A 17,227-nucleotide genomic window follows, 5' to 3' on the forward strand; every position below is an offset into this window, starting at 1 on the left:
ATCGGTTGGGTCGTGGTTAGCTCAGGTCAAGTGGCGCGTTGTCGATGAGCCGGGTGGTGCCGACCAGTGCGGCAACCAACATCCGCGCCGGCCCGCGGTAGTCATCGCCGACCGGAAGGAAGGTCTGCGGATGTACGACAACGAGATAGTCCAGTTTAACCAGTGGCTGGGCCTCGATGACCGCCCGGGCCGCGTCGAGGGCCGCCGGAGCTCCGCCGCCACCGGTCCGGGCAGCGGATGCCGCCGCCTCGAGGCCCTGGGACAGGGCCCTGGCACCCTCTCGCTGGTCCTGGCGGAGATAGCCGTTGCGGCTGGAGAGAGCCAGTCCCCCGTTCTCGCGCACGGTCGGAACGACCTCGATGCGCACCGGCACATTGAGCTCCTCGACCATGCGCTGCACCAGGAACACCTGCTGTGCGTCCTTCTGGCCGAACAGGGCGGCATCCGGGCCGACGATGTGGAGCAGTTTGCTGACCACGGTGAGCATCCCGTCGAAGTGACCGGGACGTGACGCACCATCGTAGAGGCTGCCGATGTGCCCGGCCGTCACCCGCGTCTCGGTGGCGCCGTGCGGGTACATCTGGGCCGCAGTGGGCGCGAAGACCAGGTCAACCCCGTTGCGGGCGAGGAGCTCCACATCGGCGTCGAGGGTGCGCGGATAGGTCGCGAGGTCTTCGCCGGCCCCGAACTGGAGCGGATTGACGAAGATCGACACCACCACGACATCGGCCAGTTCCCGCGCCCGGGTGACCAGCGCCAGGTGCCCGGCGTGCAGGGCGCCCATGGTGGGAACCAGGGCAACGGTTGGACCGGCTCTCCCGGTTCCGTCTTGCCGGGTCTCGCGGAGGCGCGCGCGCAGGTCGGCAATCGTGCCGATCACCTCGGGGCGGGTGGGGTCGGTCACTGGTCCTCCGAACCGTCGGCGTCGCCGTCTTGGGTGTCGCCGTCTCTGATGTCACTGTCGTGGGTGCCCGCGGCTCCGGGGTCGCGGAGCTCACGCAGTTCGGCGAGCACCGACCGGTCGAGCACGTCGGGGCTGGTCCGGGCCAGCGCGTTCTCGACTGCGGAGCGAACCAGGGGCGCGATCACCGCTCCCGGGTGCTCGATCCCGATTCCGGCGAGCAGCAGCGTGGCCTGTTCGACGATCGCGGTGGAGAACGCGGTGGCGGTCTCGACGGCCTCGGCGTAGCCAGGGCGGTCGGTCTCGGCCACGATGACCGGTTCACCGCCCATCTCCACGACCAGCGCCTGCCCGATCGGCAGCACCGGTGTCGGCGCGGTGACGGCGAAGTAGCTGTCGGCGAGGCGGCTGATGTCGATGCTGGTGCCGGTGAACGTCATCGCCGGGTGCACGGCGAGCGGGATCGCACCGCCGGCTACCGCCGGGCCGAGCACGCCGGTGCCGAACTTCGCCGAGGTGTGGAGCACGAGCTGGCCGGGCTGCCAGGTCCTGGTGGCGGCCAGACCCGCGATCAGGCTTTCGAGCTGGTCGTCCGGCACCGCGATGATCACCAGTTCACTGCGCTCGACGACCTCGGGCACCGTGAGGATCGGCACCGCGGGCAGGATCGCCTCGGCCCGGTCACGGCTGGACTGCGAGATGGCGGCGATGCCGACGATGGCGTGCCCGGCGCCGGCGAGCGCCGCGCCGAGGATCGGGCCAACGTGACCGGCACCGATGATGCCGATCCCGAGTCGGCCGGGGCGCGTGCTCATGAGGTGACTCCCGTGGGGTGGTGGCCGTTCCAGCGGTGGCTGGTGTCGGCCTGGGCTGACGTGATCGCCGCGGCGCTGACGGATTCGAAGAACCGCACCGAGTCGTCGATGCCGATGACGGGCAGGGTCGCGTAGACCGGACCGGTGACGGTGTGCAGGCGGACGGAGGCGAGCCGCAGCATCCGCTGCACCGGGCCCTGCCGCACGGCTACGCTCTGCAGCCTGGCCAGCGGCACCAGGACCAGTTCACGGGCCAACACGCCCCGACGCACCAGCGCAACGCCGCGGTTAAGGGAGTACCCCGTGCGGCGCCAGGAGAACGGGCGCAGCCAGGCGGCGCGGCGGGGCGCATTGGTGAAGCCGTCCTGGTGTCGTCCGGTGGCGAGCATTCCGCGTTCGATCAGGGTGCGCTGTTCGTCCCCGTCAAAGCCGGGAAGGATCAGCTCCAGCACCTTCGCCACGTCGGCGAGCGTCCCGACCGGGAGCGTGGTCGTGCTGGCCTGGCCGGCTGCGCCCTGGTTGGTGGAGTGGCCGGCCTTGTTGATGCGGATCTGCCACCATCCGAACGGCCGCCAGATCACCGGCTGCGACACGTTGATGGCGTGGATCCGGCCGGGCGGGAGCGTCTCGTTGCTGGTGGAGAGCAGGCCGAAACCCACCCGCACCCCGTCGGCGGTTCCGGCGATGCTGTACCGGAGCGACTTGGTGATACGGGAGGAGTAGTAGCCGGCGCTGCCGATGACGCCGGGCAGGATGGCGAAGAGCAACCAGCCGGTGCCACCGACGGTCACACTCACGATGAGGGCGATGACGAAGACGAGCACCACGACGGTGAACCCGCTGAACACGATCGACCCGATCAGCCGCCCCGGCGGGATGGTGACCACGGATTCCGGCGGTGCGGCGTCGGGGTCGAGTTCCGGGGAGAGGAAGTCGTGCATCCGCTCGGTGGCGAACCGCGCGGCTGCCGACCCGGCCAGCGGGGCGCCGACCGGGGGAACGGATGCCTGCCCGGGGTCCGCGGGGTCCGCATCCGCTCCGACGGGCTGGCCGCGGGCGCCTGAGGCCAGCCGCAGGATGTCGCGGCGCAGGTCGTCGGCGAGGGCCGACTTGAGGTAGGCGAGCTGCACGTTGGCGTCCTGGCCGGCCACGCTGACCTCGAGGCGGGCGGCGCCGAACAGCCGCGGCACCAGCGGCCGCACGATGTTGACGCCCTGGATCCGGTCCAGCCTGGCCTTGCGGTGGCTGCGGAACAGGAGTCCGCTCCGCACCTCGACCGATTCCTGGTTGACCCGGAACGTGTGCATCCGCCAGGCGAAGTAGAACACCACGAGGATGACGACCAGGATCACGGCTATCCCGAGCAGCGCCCAGCCAACCGCTCCGCGGCGGTAGATCTCGTCGATCGGGTCGCCCTCCGTGGCGGGCACGCCGAAGAAGAAGTCGACCAGGCGCTCACGGAGGTTCGCCACCACGAAACCGAGCACCGCGACGATGAAGATACCGCCGCGCAGCAATGGGGTGGCGGGGTGCAGTCGGTGCCACTGTCCGTCGGCCAACGTGGTGTCAGCCAGAGTGGTCACAGTCCAGCCCTACGGCTTTCGGCCAGCTCGACCAGCCGGTCACGCAGTGCGTCGGCGTCGGCCTCGGGGAGCCCGGGGATGGCCACCCCGGTGGAGGCGGCCGCGGTCACGAATTTCAGGTCCGCCAGGCCCAGCCACCTCGCCACCGGGCCACGCGTGATGTCGACCAGCTGCATCCGCCCGTACGGCACGGAGACGAACCGCTGGAACATGATTCCGCGCCGGAACAGCAGGTCATCCTGGCGCATCTGGTAGCCGATCGAGCGCACGCGTCGCGGCTCCAGGACCAGCGACACGATGGTGATGAGGGCCATGACGGCGCCCGGGTAGACCGCCCACTGCTGGCCGAACGCCAGCCAGAGCACTAGGGCCACGGTGCAGACGATGAGCCCGAACACGAGCGTGCCGACGATCTCGACCACCAGGTATTTGGGCGACACGCGTTTCCACTCGCCGACCCCCGGCAGGTCAAGGCGGTCCAGCGGATGCGCGTCGCTCGCGGCGGGCACGTCGGCGGCCGGCACCGCCGCTGCGGTCTGCACCACGACGCCTGGCACCGCCGCCGGCGCCGGCACGACGACGGGCACGTTGATGTCGCTCCGCTCAGTGGGCTCAGGCACGCTCTTCTCCCCGCTCGTTCTCATGGTCGTCGGGCGGCAGCGTGCAGAAATATTCGGCCACCAGCCCGCCCGCGAGTAAGACTGCGGCGGCAACCGCCGTCGCGACCGCGAGCCACACCGATGTTACTGCCGGCAGCACCGACCGGGTGAGGATGTACAGGAGGATGCCCATCCCAGCACCGAACAACAGCGCACCGCTGAGGCTCGACGACTTGGCCAGCACGGCGACCCGCATCGCGACGAACGGGTTGACCGGCACCTTCGCCGTTCCGTTCGTCGCCTGGCGGATCGGCCAGGCGAACGCCACGACGAGGGCGGCGATGGCGGCAAGGGTGATCGGGAGCGATATCGGCGGGACGAAGATCGGCACGCCGCTGGCGGCGGCTGTCACATCGACGAGGAACCCGACCACCAGCCCGAGGAGGGTGAGGGCGACCACGGTCGACCCCCCGGTGCGCTTCATCGACCGGCTCCGCTCGATGGTTCGGCGCTGGGCGGTTCGGCACTGGACGGTTCGGCACTGAAGGGCACCACGTTGTTGCCGATGGCGGCGAGCGCATCGGCCACCCGTGCTCCCCCCGGCAGGACGGCGTCCGGGTCGATGGCGAGCCACGGCGCGAGCACGAAGTCGCGTTCCGCCGCCCGCGGGTGCGGGATCGTCAGCGTCTCGTCGCGCAACTGCTGGTCGCCGAAGGCGATGATGTCGATGTCGAGGGTGCGGTCCCCCCAGCGTTCTGCGCGTTCCCGACCGTGGTCGGCCTCGACGCGGTTGACCGCGGCCAGCAGCGTGTGCGGGTCGCCGGAGTATCGACCGGTGATCACCGCGTTCAGGTAGGCGGGGGCGTCGGGGTCAACGCCGTCCGGCTTGACGGCGGCGGATTCGACGAGCGGCGACACCGCCGTCAGCTCGAACCCGTCGATGTCCCCGAGCGCCCGGACGGCGGCGTGCACCGTGCCGGCCCGGTCGCCCAGGTTGCTGCCGAGCGCGAGCACCACCTCGACTCCTGGGTGAGGGGTCACAAATCGACCTTCGCGGGCGCCCGGAAGGTCGATTTGCGACCCCTCAGCGGGTTGGGCGGCGGCGAGCGGATGCGAGGGGCCGGGTCCAAGGGACGCGGACGGCGTCATCCGCACGTTCGGCTTCGGGATCGGTGTCATGCGGCAGCCCGCCCCACCTTGGTGCGCGTGATCTGCACCGCCACATCAGTGAATGGCACCTCGATCGGCGCGTCCGGCTTGTGCACCGTCACCTGCACCCGCTGGGCGGGTGCGTGGGCGAGCACGACATCGGCGACCCGCTGGGCGAGGGTCTCGATCAGGTCCACCGGGTCTCGCCGCACCGCATCGGCGACCTCCACGGCCAGTTCACCGTAGTGGATGGTCTCGGCGACGTCGTCGCTGCCGGCGGGAAGGGCGAGGTCGAGCCAGACCGTCACATCGATGACGAAGTCCTGGCCGTTCTGCCGCTCGAAGTCGTACACGCCGTGATGGGCGTTGACCCTCAGCCCGGTGAGGGTGATCGAGTCGGTGCCGGTCGAGTCGGTGCTCATCGAGTCGGTGCTGGTCGGAACAGGGCTCATGGGTCCATTCTGGCCGAGTCCACCCGCTCAAGCACGGCCAGAGCCCGCCGGGTGGTCACCACGTCGTGGACGCGTACCGCCCAGGCACCGGCCTGCGCGGCCAGAACGCTGATCACGGCGGTCGGCAGGTCGCGTGCGGCGACGGGCGCGTCGGCGCCGGTCAGCTCGGCGAGGAAGCGTTTGCGTGAGGCCCCGACCATGACCGGCAGTCCCAGTTCATCGAACGCGTCCAGGTGGGCCAGCAGTTGCCAGTTGTGCCAGGAGCGCTTCGAAAAGCCCAGCCCGGGGTCGAGCACGATCTTGTCCCTGGACACCCCGGCGGCTTCCAGCTCCGCGACGCGGGTCGCGAGCTCGTCGCGAACGTCGGTGACCACGTTGCCGTAGTCGGCCAGGGCATCCATTTCCTGGGCGTGGCCGCGCCAGTGCATGGCAATGTAGGTGAGCCCGGTGCCGGCGGCAACGGATGCCATGGCCGGGTCGGCGAGGCCGCCGGAGACGTCGTTGATGATGGTGGCACCGGCTGCCGCGGCGGCGAGCGCGGTGCTCGAGTTCAGGGTGTCCACGCTCACTACGACGCCGAGCCTGGCCAGCTCAGTGATCACCGGGACCACGCGGGACTGCTCGTCGGCCGGGGTGACCCTGGCAGCCCCGGGGCGCGTGGACTCCCCTCCGACGTCGATCACGTCGGCACCCTGGGCGGTGAGCTCCAACGCGTGCGCGATGGCGGCATCCGTCGATGCCCACCGGCCGCCGTCGCTGAACGAGTCTGGCGTGACGTTGAGGATCCCCATCACCAGGGTCATGCCGGCGAACCCACCGGGGCGGCCGCCGGCGCGCCGGAGCCGATCAGTGCCATGATCTCGGCCCGGGCGACGGGGTCGTCGAATGCGCCGCGCGTGGCCAGCGTCACGGTCGAGCTGGCGGCCTGCCGTGGGCCGCGGGCGGCGACGCAGCCGTGCACCGCGTCGAGGACGACGAGCACGCCGCGGGGGTCGAGCCCGGCCTGGATCGCCTCGGCGATCTCTTCGGTGAGGCGTTCCTGCATCTGTGGGCGCGCGGCCAGGGTGTCCACCACTGCCGGAAGCCGGCCGAGACCGACGACGCGCTCGCGGGGCAGGTAGGCGACGTGGGCGCGTCCGAGGAACGGCAGCAGGTGATGCTCACAGACCGAGCGGAAGGCGACGTCGCGCACCAGCACCAGCTCGCCGGTCAGCGGACCGACGGGAACGCTGTCCGCGAAATGGGCGAGCGGGTCCTGTGACAAGCCGCTGAAGAACTCGGCGTAGGCCTCGGCGACCCGCTGTGGGGTCGTCTCGAGGCCGGGCCGCGCCGGATCCTCACCGATCGCTGCGAGGATCTCGGCGACGGCAGCCTCAATGCGTGCCTTGTCGACGGCCACGCGCGGCCTAGGCCGTCGCGGGGCGCGGCTTGCGGGCCGGGGCGCGCTTGGGCTTGTCGACCGCGGCATCGCCGCTGGAGATGCCGCCGTCGACGGCGCCTTCGTCGATCGGCGCCTTCGGGGCCGGCATTGCGATCGGCGGCCGGTCGGATACCGGGCGCTTGTCGCTGGAGAGCCACTGCGGACGCGGCGGGAGCTTTTCGACGTCCTTGAAGATGTCGACGAGCGCGTTCTGGTCGAGCGTCTCGTGCTCGAGCAGTTCGCCGGCCAGCTTGTCAAGGATCTCGCGGTTCGCGTTCAGCACCTCGTAGGCCTCATCGTGGGCCGCCTCGAGCAGCTCGCGAACCTCGGCGTCGACCCGTTCGGCGAGTCGCTCGGAGTAGTCGCGCTGGTGGCCCATGTCGCGGCCGAGGAACATCTCGCCGGAGGCCTGGCCGAGCTTCAGCGGTCCGACGGTGGCGCTCATGCCGAACTCGGTGACCATTTTGCGGGCGGTGGCGGTGGCCTTCTCGATGTCGTTCGAGGCGCCGGTGGTCGGGTCGTGGAAGATGATCTCCTCCGCGACGCGGCCGCCCATGGCGTAGGCGAGCTGGTCGAGCAGCTCATTGCGGGAGACCGAGTAGCGGTCCTCGAGCGGCATCACCATCGTGTAGCCAAGGGCACGACCACGCGGGAGGATCGTGATCTTCGTCACCGGGTCGGTGTTGTTCATCGCTGTCGCCACGAGTGCGTGACCGCCCTCGTGGTAGGCGGTGATCAGCTTCTCCTTGTCGCGCATGACGCGGGTGCGGCGCTGTGGTCCCGCCATCACCCGGTCGACGGCCTCGTCCAGGGCGCGGTTGTCGATCAGTTGGGCGTTGGAGCGGGCGGTGAGGAGCGCGGCCTCGTTCAGCACGTTGGCCAGGTCGGCACCGGTGAAGCCCGGGGTCTTGCGGGCGAGCACTTCGAGGTCGACGCCCTGCGCCATCGGCTTGCCCTTGGCGTGCACCTCGAGGATGCGCTTGCGGCCCAGCATGTCCGGCGCGTCCACGCCGATCTGGCGGTCGAACCGGCCGGGCCGAAGCAGCGCGGGGTCGAGGATGTCCGGGCGGTTCGTCGCCGCGATCAGGATCACGTTGGTCTTGACGTCGAAGCCGTCCATCTCCACCAGCAACTGGTTGAGGGTCTGCTCGCGCTCGTCGTGTCCGCCGCCCATGCCGGCGCCGCGGTGGCGGCCGACGGCGTCGATCTCGTCCACGAAGATGATCGCCGGGGAGTTCTCCTTGGCCTGCTGGAACAGGTCACGCACCCGGCTCGCGCCGACGCCCACGAACATCTCCACGAAGTCCGAGCCGGAGATCGAGTAGAACGGGACTCCGGCCTCTCCCGCGACAGCGCGGGCGAGCAGGGTCTTTCCGGTTCCGGGAGGGCCGTAGAGCAGCACACCCTTCGGGATCCGCGCACCGACAGCCTGGAAGCGGGCGGGCTCTTTGAGGAAGTCCTTGATCTCCTGAAGCTCTTCGATCGCCTCGTCGGCACCCGCGACATCCGCGAACGTCACCTGCGGGGTCTCCTTGGAGACCAGCTTCGCCTTGGACTTGCCGAACTGCATGACCTTGTTGCCGCCGCCCTGCATGCCGGAGAGCATCAGCCAGAAGAAGGCACCGATCAGCAGCAGCGGAAGCAGGAAGCCGAGCATCGACAGGAACCAGTTGGGCTGCGGAACCTGGTCGGTGTATCCGTCCTTGGGCGCAGCATCCGTCACCGCTTCAATGACCTCGGTGCCGCGGGGCGCGACATAGTAGAACTGCACCTCACTGCCGAGCTTCTTGTCAGCCTTGCTGAGGGTGAGGTCGACGCGCTGTTCGACGTCGACAATGGTCGCCTCGGCGACCTTGCCCTGTTTGAGGAATTCAAGGCCCTGCTGGGTGGAGACTTCCTTGAATCCGGACATGGTGATGAGGCTGGACCCCACCCAGACGGCGACGACAGCCAATACGATGTAGAGGATTGGCCCGCGCAGAAGCTTCTTGACGTTCATGGTTCTCACAGGCTACCGTCCCGCGTCTGTGTGCAGGCCGTATGTTCGCCGCAGGGTGAACGTGAAAACGGGCTACGCGTACACGTGCGGGGCGAGAACGCCCACCGAACGCAGGTTGCGGTATTTCTCGGCATAGTCGAGGCCATAGCCGACCACGAACTGGTTGGGGATGTCGAAGCCGACATACTTCACGTCGATCTCAACCCGTGCGGCATCGGGCTTCCGCAGCAGGGCACAGATTTCAACGGATGCCGGGCCGCGGGAGTTCAGGTTGGCCAGCAGCCAGGAAAGGGTCAGCCCGGAATCGATGATGTCCTCGACAATCAGCACGTGCCGGCCGGTGAGGTCTGAGTCGAGGTCCTTGAGGATCCGCACGACGCCACTGGACTGGGTTCCGGAACCGTAGGAGCTCACGGCCATCCAGTCCATGTTGATCGGCAGGGTCAGTTCACGGGCCAGGTCGGCCATCACCATGACCGCGCCCTTGAGCACGCCGACGAGCAGCAGGTCCTTGCCGGCGTAGTCGGCTTCGATCCGCCGCGACAGCTCGGCGAGCTTGGCGTGAATCGTCTCCTCATCGATCAGAATCTCAGTGAGGTCACCATCAATGTCGCGGGGTTCCATGGGTGCGGGAGGGTCCTTTGCTCGGAATGATTCTGTCGCAGAAGCGCTCGGTGCTGTGGGGACGGCGGCGTTCGAAGCCAGTGCCGCGAGACTGCGCGCCGTGTGGTTCAACGCCGTGAGGTGAAGACCAGCAATCCGCCCTGCCGTTCAACTCTAACGCCTGGCAGGTCGAGTGGCTTCTGGCCGTGCCACTCGGTCACCAGCCGGCTGGCGGCGAGCGTATGCACACGCTCAAGTGAGACCCCGAATTCGCTGGCCACCACGAACCGGATCACGCGCTGCCGAAGCGCGGGCGGGTTCGCCTCGAGCGCGCCCACCGACACGGCGATGCCGCCCTCGGCCGGTTCGCAGATCTCCTCGATGAACTCGAGCACCAGTTCGTCCAGCGCCTGGGAGTCTTCGCGCAACTGCTCTGCCGTGCGCGTGAGCGCCTCTGCAACACCGGGACCGAGTTCACGCTCGAGCACCGGCAAAACGTTCTGCCGCACCCGCACCCGGCTGTATCGCGGATCGAGGTTGTGCGGGTCATCCCACGGTGAGAGGCCGGAGTCGACACAGAACTGCCGGGTCTGGTCGCGACGGATGCCGAGCAACGGCCGCAGGTAGGAGCCGCTCTGTTCCAGCATCCCCCGCAGGCTGGCGGCGCCGGAGCCGCGGGCCAGGCCCAGCAGAACCGTCTCGGCCTGGTCGTCGAGGGTGTGCCCGAGCAGCACGGCGCGGGCGCCGGTCTCGGCCAACGCCCCGTCGAGTGCGGCGTAGCGGGCGGAGCGCGCCGCCGCCTCCGGGCCCGACCCGGCGCCCGACGGCGTCACCGTGACCCTGCGGACCAGGACCGGGTCGAGACCGAGGTCGCGGGCCTGGGCGGCGGCCCGCTCCGCGACATCCGCTGACTCGGGTTGCAATCCGTGGTCGACGATGACCGCGCCGGCCCGCAGGCCGGCTCGTGGCGCCTCGAACGCGGTGGCGGCGGCGAGGGCGAGCGAATCGGGGCCGCCGCTCAGGCCGACCAGGACCAGGTCCCCGCGCGCACGGTGATCGAGCTTGTCGAGATCCAGCAGCTCGCGGACGGCTCGCCGCACGTCGGCGATGGCGGGGGTCAGTCGCGGGCGGCGCACAGAGTCCATCCAGTAACGTTATCCGCAGACTTCAAGCTAGAGGAGAACCAGCAATGGCCGAATATGACGCCGTCATCGAAATCCCGCGCGGGAGCCGCAACAAGTACGAGGTTGACCACGAGACCGGTCGGGTGTACCTCGACCGCGTGCTCTACACGAGCTTCGTCTACCCGACCGACTACGGCTACTTCGAGAACACCCTCGGCCTTGACGGTGACCCCGTCGACGTTCTCGTGCTCCTCGACTACCCGTTGTTCCCTGGGGTGGGCGTCTCCGTGCGTCCGGTCGGCGTGTTCAACATGACCGACGACGGCGGCTCGGACGCCAAGGTGATCGCGGTTCCCGCCGGCGACCCGCGCTGGGATCACATCCAGGACGTGAACGACATTCCCGAGTTCACTCGCAAGGAGATCGAGCACTTCTTCGAGCACTACAAGGACCTGGAACCCGGCAAGTGGGTCAAGACCGAGGGCTGGGGCGACGCGGCGGAAGCCGACCAGATCATCCGGGACGGCATCGAGAAGCTCGCCACCGAAGGCCACTGACCCTCGGCGGGCCACTGACTTTCTGTACCCGCGAACGGCGAACGGCGAACGGCCTCCGGACTGCGTCCGGGGGCCGTTTCGTGTCCCTCCGCTCCCGTCGCTCCCCGTCACGCTGCGGTTTTGTCCACGCGCGCCTGGCAGGCCATCCGCGCGTGCAGGTTTCCTCAGCGCGAACGTGCGGGGAGCGCGAAACGTGCGGGGAGCGGATGCGACCCGCTGGTTATCCGGACGGACGACCCACGTAGGCGGCCACGTCGCCCCAGCTCCAAATGGCGTGGATCCGCACGGGCTTGCCGTAGTCGGGGGCCTCGAGGATCTGGCCGCCGCCCATGTAGATGGCAACGTGGTAGTAGTCCGATCCGCTGCTCCAGAAGACCAGGTCGCCGACCTGCGCCTGGCTGAAGGGAACCAGCCGTCCTTGGTTCCGCATGGTTCGGTACTGGTCCGTCGCCGAGTGGGTGCCGATGTAGATTCCGGCGGCCGCATACGAGGCCTTGGTGAGCCCCGAGCAGTCCCAGACGTTCGGGCCGGAGCCACCGAGGGCGTACGGCTTGCCCAGCTGGGCGCGGGCGAAATTGATCGCTGTGGCGACGGCGCCGGCGCTCGGTGCGGGCACCGGGGCCGGTGCGGGAGCCGGGGCCGGGGSGGGGGCGGGGGCACCGGGGGAAGGCGCGGCCGGGGCCGGGGCGGCAGCGGCAGCGGCAGCGGCAGCAGCAGCATCCGCTGCCGCCTTCGCATCGGCAGCGGCCTGGGCGGCCGCCTTCGCCTGCGCCGTCGCGAGCGCCTTGGCCGCCGCGGCCGCCTGCACCCCGTTCTGGTACGAGCGTTCGGCCTCCGCCGTGGTGTCTTTCAGCGCGGCCAGCTGTTCGAACAGGTCGCTGGAGCGCTTCTGTTGCGTCTCGAGCGCGGCCTGCGCCGCCTGCGCCGCGGCGTTGGCCTCGTCGAAGCGTGCTTTCGAGGCGGCGCTCAGCCGCTCCCGCTCAGCCTTGGCGGACGCGGCCTGGTCCCCGAGGGAACTCGCCGTGTTCTGGTCCTGCCTGGCCTCCCGATAGATCGTCTCCGATTGCTCGCTGAGCTTGCTCGCGGTGCCGAGCTGGCCCAGGAGGTCGGCGGCGCCGTTCCCGTTAAGGAGGAGGTTGATCGAGAGATCCTGCGACCCGGCCTTGGCGAGGTGCGCGGCGATGAGGCCGGCACGCATCTTCGAGGTCTCGGCCTTGGCCTTCGCAGCTGCGGCCTGCTTGGTGAGGCTCGCCGCACGTGCGGTCGCGGAGTCGAGATCGTCGAGTGAGATCCGGTAGGCCTCCGCGGCCTTCTGCGAAGTCGTGGACGCCCCGTCGGCGGCTGTCTGCAGCCCGCCCAGGAGGGCGGTGATCCGGTCGATCTCCGCCTGCTTGGTGGCCTCGTTCTGCTTGGCCTTCTGAACGTCGTCCCAGCTCGGGTAATTCTGGTCGGCGAACGCGGCGGGTACTCCGACGCCAACGGATGCGGCAAGCGCCCCAGCCGTTCCCACGGCAATCGCCGAGAACAGGGTCGCCGGCTTGATCCGGGTGGGTTGTCTGGTGGTGCCGCTAGCCAAGTGGAGCTCCTCTGTCAGCCATGAACGGCTGGGCGTTGATGGTGTTGCCGCCCTGGCGCACCTCGAAGTGGAGGTGGCATCCGGTGGATGCACCGGTGGTGCCTGAGCTGGCGATGTTCTGGCCGGCCCCGACTCCCTGGCCGACGCCGACGAAGATGCCGCCGTCCCGGATGTGGGCGTAGCCGGTCTGAATCCCGTTGCCGTGGTCGATCAGGATGAAGTTGCCGTAGGTGCCGTAACGGCCGGCGTAGCTCACGACGCCGTCGTGCGCCGCGTAGATGGAGCGGCCGCAGCCGGTTCCGATATCGGTGCCGGAGTGGAAGCCCTTGCTGCAGCTGCCGCCGCCGCACACGACGGCGCGGGGACCGTAGCCGTCGGTGATGCGCCCGGTGGCCGGAACCGCCCAGCCCTGCGACGAGATCGACCCGCCATCGAGTCCGGCGCCGGCGCTTCCGTGGTTGGCCGCCGCAGCAAGGCGCGCCTGTTCGTCGGCGATCCGCTTACGTTCGGCCACGCCGGCTTCGTAACCGGCCGCGGTCGTGGCGAGAGTGTCCTGCATGAACTTGAGCTGCTCGTCGAGCACGATGCTTTGCGCCTCAGACTCGGCAAGAGCGGATGCCGCCGCCTCGGCCGCCGCCTGCGCGGCGGCCAGTGCCGCCTCGGCGGCAATGCGCAGGGTCTCGCGTTCGGCCTGGGCGATTTTCGCCTGGTCGCCGAGCGACTGTGCAGTGTTGCGCGCGGCCTGGGCGTTCTCGTAGATGTCGGTGCTGCGCTCGACCAGCTTCGACATGCTGCCGAGCTTCGACAGGAGTTCATCGGCGCCCTGGCCGGACTCCCTCCCATCGAGGAAAAGATTCACACTGAGGTCGGTGCCGCCGGTCCGGTAGAGCTGGGACGCGAGCTGCCCGGCCTGCTTCGTGGCGGCATCCGCCGTGGCCTTACCGGCATCGGCCTGGGTCTGGAGGTCTGTCGCCCGGCGGGTGGCTTCGTCGAACTTCTCCTGTGCGGTCTGCAGTTCGACGCCGCGCGCCTCGGCGGCGGCCTGGGTCTCAGCGACCTGCACCTGCAGGTTCGCGATCAGGCTCTGGATCTCGGCGACCTTGGCCTGGGCGGCGCTGGCGTTCGACTTGGCGTTCTGGAGGTCCTGCCAACTGGGATAGTCGACCGCCCGGGCGGGTGAAACCGGGCTGCCCAGTGTGACCGCGAGGGTCAGCGCGGCGAGGAAACCGGTGGCGGCAAGCAGACGACGGCGACTGGGGCGGGCGCCTCGGCGGTGGCCCCGCAGGCTCAGACGAACTCCTGTTGCGCGTGCAATCGCTGTTCCCGTGCGACTCATTACATCCCCGATCGGGCAGACGTCATTCACATCTACCACTGTGTTAACAGTGTTCACAATAACAACTTGGGCATCGTTTGCCCAGTATCGCTCCCGAATGTAACCCGGACCGGGGGATGGATCGCGGCCATTTGCCGAGGGTTGCGAGATCCGTTCCGCCCCGCGACACGCCCGGCTTTCGCGCAGAAGCCGCGATTTTGGCATTCAGCCGATCGCACCGTATGCTTATGCGTCGGAAGTCATGCGGTTTATGACCTCACGGCCCCATCGTTTAGCGGCCTAGGACGGCGCCCTTTCACGGCGTTAACACGGGTTCGAATCCCGTTGGGGTCACACAATTGAATAGCAGTGAAAAGCAGTAAACTCGTTTCACATCGAGGCCCTGTAGCGCAGTTGGTTAGCGCGCCGCCCTGTCACGGCGGAGGTCGCCGGTTCAAGTCCGGTCAGGGTCGCAAAGGCAATCAAGCCCTTCTGGGCAGTCTGAAAAGACTGGGAGGAAGGGCTTTTGCCTTAGAAAACGGCTCATCGAAGCCTTTTTCTCGGCTCTGTAGCTCAGTTGGTAGAGCGTTCGACTGAAAATCGAGAGGTCACGGGATCGACGCCCGTCGGAGCCACCAGCGAAACCCCCGGTTCACCGGGGGTTTTCTCGTTTCAGCGTGCGATTCCGTCGGGACCTCGGTGAGGCTGTGCCATTAATGTGCCATTAAGGTCGGCGGGGACCCGCTCTTTGGTTCGCTGCGATGGTTCGACGCCTGTGCTCTTGAGCGCGTCGTTGAGGGCTGCGCCGGCGCGAAACGCGACCCCCTCGCGAGCCCGTGAATAGCGCTCGGTGACCTGCAGGCTCGAGTGCCCGAGCGTCGCCTGCACGTCGGGAGCGCTTGCACCGGCATCGAACAGGATCGTCGCGAACGTGTGCCGAAGGTCGTGGATGCGCAGGTCGGGCCGGCCGATGGCCTCGCGAAGCCTCTCCCAGTCGACTCCTCGGCGCGCGTTGTGGTTGGTGAGCCGGCCGCCGTCGGGACCGGCGAACAGCAGATCGCTCGCCTGCTTGCCCCTCGCGGCTGCCTCGGCGTAGGGACGGAGCGCGTCGATCAGTGGCACCTCGCGGGACTTGTGGCTCTTGGGCGACTGTTCGATCAGCTCGCCGCGCTGGCCAGGACTCAGCGACCGACTGACGCGGATAATGCCACGCGTGAAGTCGACATCACCGACTCGCAGAGCGGTCGCCTCCCCCGCCCTCATCCCGGTATAGACGAGCGCCGCAAGGTAGCCGCGGTACGCGCCCTCGGGAACAAGGTCGAGCAGGACGCGAATCTGGTCAAGGGTCAGCGCCCGCGAGACCGGCGAGATGGACTCGCGCATACTCGGCCGTTTGACCTCCCGCGCCGGGTTGTAGTCGATGAACCGGGATCGGCGCGCGCCATCCAGCAGACGCGACAACACGGCAAGTGCATCGTTCTTGGCAGAGGCCCCGCCTGACCACGCCACCATCGCGGACTCGATCATCGGCGAGGTGATGTCCTCGAGCCGGTGGCGGCCGAGGGTCGGCTTCACGCGGAGTCGCCAGGCGACGCTGTAGCAGCGCGCGGTAGCGGGCCGCACCGATGACTCGATCGCCGGCCAGTACTTCTCGTGCCACTGCTCGAGCGTCATCGAACCGTTCGGGTTGCGACCGGCGACCAGCTTCGCGAGCTCCTGTTTGGCTTCGGCCAGCGTCAGGAACGTGCGTGACCGCTCGGCGGCGCCGCCCTCGACGTTCGGCCCGACGACGCGGATCTGGTACCGCTGCCGGTCGGCGCGCCAGCGGATGCCCTCCGGGAGCGGGCGGCCCGTGCGCGGATCGACCCTCGTCGGGGAGTCCCGGTTCGGCCGACCGGCCATCAGCTTTCCGTTCCGCCCCGCGCGAGCAGGTCATCGATCGTGTCGGCGCTCCAGAGCAGGTGTTTGCCCATGTGCGCGTCCGGCTCGGGAATCAACCCGTCGTGACGAAGCTTGTCGAACGTCGAGACCGGAACGCGGCACCGCGCGGCCGCCTCGACACGACTCAGGTACTCCACCCTCAGCGCGGCGTCGACCATGATGCACTCCTTCGGCTGACTTGCCTGCGGTGCTGGCATCTAGTGCACGCCGGCACACGCGCGGCTATTTGCAATTACCTGAGAATATCACCGCCACGCGGCTTTCGGCAAGTACCTGAGATGTGTGGCTAGACTCGATGCATGCCCGCTTCTATGCCGCGCCCAGGCGACCAGTCGTACGACGGCTTGCTCGTCGCGGACGACCTGCCCGACGGGTGGTACCTGCCCAGCCGATTCCCCGGCGAGCGCGACGATGACGCGAGCGAGCAGATCGATCGCGTGCTCGGGTACAACGATGGGGTCGCCACCGACTCGCAACAGGAGACGCCAAGCGCCTCCGACGAGAACGAGACGATCGACGGACGCTGGCGCTACCTCGAGCACGAGGCCACGCACACCCGAGTGATGATCCGGCTGCAGCGTCAGCTGTTCGCAGTGCCTGAGGAGGTGCGGATCACTGGCGTAATCTACCTGCCGTGGCGCCCGGGTGACCCGATCACCAGCCAGCTCCTGCGCGAACTGCCGACGGCTCGGATTGAGGCGGCGATCAACAAGCGCCTGTTCGCCATGAAGCGGACGGAGACCATGACAGGCGGGAAGATCGTGCTGCCGTCGGGGCGGAAAGTCGGCGAGCGGGATCTGCTCAAGCCGCTGGGTGATCCAAAGAAGGTGCCGGACTTCTACGAGATGGTCGCACTGCAGCACGGCCGACTTACGCAGCGGGGGGAACCGAATCCCAGCGCGACGATGGCAGAGATGAACGGGGTCGCACTGTCAACGGCGCAGGGTTGGGTGACGAAGGCGCGGGAGCGTGGATTATTGCCGCCTGGAAGGCGCGGCCGCGCCGGCTAACCCGACTAGGGGAGCTGAGGCACCACGTTCGGCAGCGGCCTACAGCCGTCGACTACAGCGCTGACCCATCGCGTTCGACGCGTGCCAGCGCTCAGCCGACATTTCCCTCCTTTTCAGATACCTACGAGGCCTTCGAGCTCACGGAAGCCCTAGGGAACGCCGTGCTGTGGCGCTCCCGGCTGC

18 protein-coding genes and 3 tRNA genes are annotated in these 17,227 nt (G+C 68.7%); 5 read left to right on the forward strand and 16 right to left on the reverse strand.

Going from position 1 to position 17,227, the window contains the following annotated elements:
* Positions 1-16: 16 nt before the first annotated feature.
* The 12 genes from panC to tilS form a co-directional block, all read right to left on the reverse strand.
* The gene (gene panC, locus AB4Y94_RS01940; protein WP_441724218.1) at positions 17-904 is read right to left on the reverse strand and encodes a pantoate--beta-alanine ligase; all 888 of its coding nucleotides are present in this window, start codon (positions 902-904) and stop codon (positions 17-19) included.
* Entirely contained in the window at positions 901-1,716 is an 816-nt protein-coding gene (locus AB4Y94_RS01945) for a Rossmann-like and DUF2520 domain-containing protein (RefSeq protein ID WP_441724220.1), read from the reverse strand. The genes panC and AB4Y94_RS01945 overlap by 4 nt, the downstream gene beginning before the upstream one ends.
* Positions 1,713-3,299: a PH domain-containing protein gene (locus tag AB4Y94_RS01950; RefSeq protein WP_441724222.1), complete on the reverse strand. Its 1,587-nt coding sequence runs from the start codon at positions 3,297-3,299 to the stop codon at positions 1,713-1,715. The genes AB4Y94_RS01945 and AB4Y94_RS01950 overlap by 4 nt, the downstream gene beginning before the upstream one ends.
* Entirely contained in the window at positions 3,296-3,943 is a 648-nt protein-coding gene (locus AB4Y94_RS01955; RefSeq protein ID WP_441724223.1) for a PH domain-containing protein, read from the reverse strand. Before AB4Y94_RS01955 ends, AB4Y94_RS01950 begins: the two co-directional genes overlap by 4 nt.
* Entirely contained in the window at positions 3,912-4,382 is a 471-nt protein-coding gene (locus AB4Y94_RS01960; protein WP_441724225.1) for a DUF3180 domain-containing protein, read from the reverse strand. The genes AB4Y94_RS01955 and AB4Y94_RS01960 overlap by 32 nt, the downstream gene beginning before the upstream one ends.
* Complete coding sequence (folK, locus tag AB4Y94_RS01965) at positions 4,379-5,077, reverse strand: 2-amino-4-hydroxy-6-hydroxymethyldihydropteridine diphosphokinase (RefSeq protein WP_441724226.1); 699 nt, start codon at positions 5,075-5,077, stop codon at positions 4,379-4,381. The genes AB4Y94_RS01960 and folK overlap by 4 nt, the downstream gene beginning before the upstream one ends.
* Positions 5,074-5,499: a dihydroneopterin aldolase gene (gene folB / locus AB4Y94_RS01970; protein WP_441724228.1), complete on the reverse strand. Its 426-nt coding sequence runs from the start codon at positions 5,497-5,499 to the stop codon at positions 5,074-5,076. The genes folK and folB overlap by 4 nt, the downstream gene beginning before the upstream one ends.
* Entirely contained in the window at positions 5,496-6,302 is an 807-nt protein-coding gene (folP, locus tag AB4Y94_RS01975) for a dihydropteroate synthase (protein WP_441724229.1), read from the reverse strand. The genes folB and folP overlap by 4 nt, the downstream gene beginning before the upstream one ends.
* Entirely contained in the window at positions 6,299-6,898 is a 600-nt protein-coding gene (gene folE, locus AB4Y94_RS01980) for a GTP cyclohydrolase I FolE (RefSeq protein ID WP_441724231.1), read from the reverse strand. The genes folP and folE overlap by 4 nt, the downstream gene beginning before the upstream one ends.
* Positions 6,899-6,905: 7 nt before the next feature.
* A complete protein-coding gene (gene ftsH, locus AB4Y94_RS01985) occupies positions 6,906-8,918 on the reverse strand; it encodes an ATP-dependent zinc metalloprotease FtsH (RefSeq protein WP_441724233.1) in 2,013 nt (670 codons plus the stop codon).
* 72 nt (positions 8,919-8,990) lie between these two features.
* Positions 8,991-9,542, reverse strand: coding sequence for a hypoxanthine phosphoribosyltransferase (gene hpt / locus AB4Y94_RS01990; RefSeq protein ID WP_441724235.1), 552 nt, complete (start codon positions 9,540-9,542; stop codon positions 8,991-8,993).
* A 107-nt stretch (positions 9,543-9,649) separates the two neighbouring features.
* Positions 9,650-10,666 (reverse strand): tRNA lysidine(34) synthetase TilS, encoded by a 1,017-nt coding sequence (tilS, locus tag AB4Y94_RS01995; protein WP_441724237.1) that lies wholly within the window; start codon positions 10,664-10,666, stop codon positions 9,650-9,652.
* A 44-nt stretch (positions 10,667-10,710) separates the two neighbouring features.
* Here tilS and ppa point away from each other — a divergent pair, with 44 nt between their 5' ends.
* A complete protein-coding gene (gene ppa, locus AB4Y94_RS02000; RefSeq protein ID WP_441724239.1) occupies positions 10,711-11,202 on the forward strand; it encodes an inorganic diphosphatase in 492 nt (163 codons plus the stop codon).
* A gap of 220 nt (positions 11,203-11,422) precedes the next feature.
* Here the strand turns inward: ppa and AB4Y94_RS02005 are convergent, their stop codons facing one another.
* On the reverse strand, positions 11,423-12,778 hold the full coding sequence (locus AB4Y94_RS02005; protein WP_441724241.1) for a C40 family peptidase: 1,356 nt from the start codon (positions 12,776-12,778) through the stop codon (positions 11,423-11,425).
* Complete coding sequence (locus AB4Y94_RS02010; RefSeq protein WP_441724243.1) at positions 12,771-14,114, reverse strand: peptidoglycan DD-metalloendopeptidase family protein; 1,344 nt, start codon at positions 14,112-14,114, stop codon at positions 12,771-12,773. The genes AB4Y94_RS02005 and AB4Y94_RS02010 overlap by 8 nt, the downstream gene beginning before the upstream one ends.
* A gap of 260 nt (positions 14,115-14,374) precedes the next feature.
* On the opposite strand from AB4Y94_RS02010, the gene AB4Y94_RS02015 reads away from it, so the two are divergent.
* The 3 genes from AB4Y94_RS02015 to AB4Y94_RS02025 all read left to right on the forward strand — a co-directional run bounded on the left by AB4Y94_RS02015 (position 14,375) and on the right by AB4Y94_RS02025 (position 14,731).
* A tRNA-Glu gene (locus AB4Y94_RS02015) sits at positions 14,375-14,447 on the forward strand.
* A gap of 45 nt (positions 14,448-14,492) precedes the next feature.
* Positions 14,493-14,566 (forward strand) — tRNA-Asp (locus AB4Y94_RS02020).
* Positions 14,567-14,655: 89 nt separating this feature from the next.
* Positions 14,656-14,731 (forward strand) — tRNA-Phe (locus AB4Y94_RS02025).
* 34 nt (positions 14,732-14,765) lie between these two features.
* Here AB4Y94_RS02025 and AB4Y94_RS02030 read toward each other — a convergent pair.
* Entirely contained in the window at positions 14,766-15,995 is a 1,230-nt protein-coding gene (locus AB4Y94_RS02030) for a tyrosine-type recombinase/integrase (protein WP_441724245.1), read from the reverse strand.
* Positions 15,995-16,192 (reverse strand): helix-turn-helix transcriptional regulator, encoded by a 198-nt coding sequence (locus AB4Y94_RS02035; RefSeq protein ID WP_354497277.1) that lies wholly within the window; start codon positions 16,190-16,192, stop codon positions 15,995-15,997. Before AB4Y94_RS02035 ends, AB4Y94_RS02030 begins: the two co-directional genes overlap by 1 nt.
* 141 nt (positions 16,193-16,333) lie before the next feature.
* On the opposite strand from AB4Y94_RS02035, the gene AB4Y94_RS02040 reads away from it, so the two are divergent.
* Positions 16,334-17,044, forward strand: a complete 711-nt coding sequence (locus tag AB4Y94_RS02040; RefSeq protein WP_441724247.1) for a hypothetical protein — start codon at positions 16,334-16,336, stop codon at positions 17,042-17,044.
* Positions 17,045-17,227: the final 183 nt, after the last annotated feature.

It is taken from the genome of Glaciibacter sp. 2TAF33 (genome assembly GCF_052114945.1).
In the GTDB taxonomy this organism is placed as follows: domain Bacteria; phylum Actinomycetota; class Actinomycetes; order Actinomycetales; family Microbacteriaceae; genus Cryobacterium.